The sequence below is a fragment of the Burkholderia sp. BCC1644 genome (assembly GCF_902833225.1).
Classification (GTDB): domain Bacteria; phylum Pseudomonadota; class Gammaproteobacteria; order Burkholderiales; family Burkholderiaceae; genus Burkholderia.
On sequence record NZ_CADFEI010000048.1, the window covers coordinates 1 to 1,196 of the forward strand.

The window sequence follows — 1,196 nt, forward strand, 5'->3', positions numbered from 1 at the left end:
ATGATGCAAAAACACGCTTTGACTGCAATCGCGGTCGCGCTCTTTGCCACGGGCTGCACGATGGCGCCGCATTACAAGCGGCCCGACGCACCCGTCGCGCAGGCGTACCCGGCCGGCGGCGTCTACGCGACGCAGCCGGGCGCTGCCGGCGCGCGCAGCGCGAACGGCCAGGCGGCGACCGCCATCGGCTGGCGCGAATTCTTCGTCGATCCGCGCCTGCAGCGGCTGATCGAGATCGCGCTGAAGAACAACCGCGACCTGCGCGTGTCGGTGCTGAACATCGAGGCGGCGCGCGCGCAGTACCAGATCACGCGCGCGGGCCTGTTCCCGACGCTCGACGGTACGGGCTCGGGCAACATCCAGCGCGTGCCGCAGGGCCTGTCGACGACCGGTGCGCCGTACATCTCGCGCAGCTACAACGTCGGGCTGTCGGCGTCGTGGGAGCTCGACCTGTTCGGCCGCGTGCAGAGCCTGAAGGACCAGGCGCTCGCGCAGTACCTGTCGACGTCGTATGCACGGCAGGCGTCGGAAATCTCGCTGGTCTCGTCGGTGGCTGACCAGTACCTGACGCTGTTGTCGACCGATGACCTGTTGCAGGTCACGGAAAACACGCTGAAGTCCGCTCAGGCGCAGTACGACCTGACGAAGCTGCAGTTCGACAACGGCACGGGTTCCGAACTCGAACTGCGTCAGGCGCAGACGGTGGTCGAGACGGCGCTCGCGAACCAGCAGGCGCAGGCGCGTGCGCGTGCGCAGGCGCTGAACGCGCTGGTGCTGCTGATCGGCGAGCCGCTGCCGGACGACCTGCCGGCGGGCATGCCGCTCGACGCGCAGAACCTGCTGACGGACGTGCCGGCCGGATTGCCGTCGGATCTGCTCACACGCCGTCCGGACGTGATGCAGGCCGAGCAGACGCTGCTGGCCGCGAACGCGAACATCGGCGCGGCCCGCGCGGCGTTCTTCCCGAGGATCTCGCTGACAGGCGCGTTCGGCACCGGCAGCCCGACGCTCGGCGGTCTGTTCAAGGCCGGCACGGCGGCATGGTCGTTCGCGCCGCAGATCACGATGCCGATCTTCGAAGGCGGCCAGAACATCGCGAACCTGAACCTCGCGCATGTGCAGAAGCGCATCGAGATCGCCAACTACGAGAAGGCGATCCAGTCGGCATTCCGCGAAGTGTCGGACGGCCTGGCCGC

General features: G+C 68.3%; 1 protein-coding gene. It reads left to right on the forward strand.

Annotation, left to right across the window (positions count from 1 at the left end; all coding sequences use genetic code 11):
• Positions 1-1,196: efflux transporter outer membrane subunit (locus HWX87_RS37600; protein ID WP_176051832.1), on the forward strand; the 1,196-nt coding region annotated here is incomplete at both ends.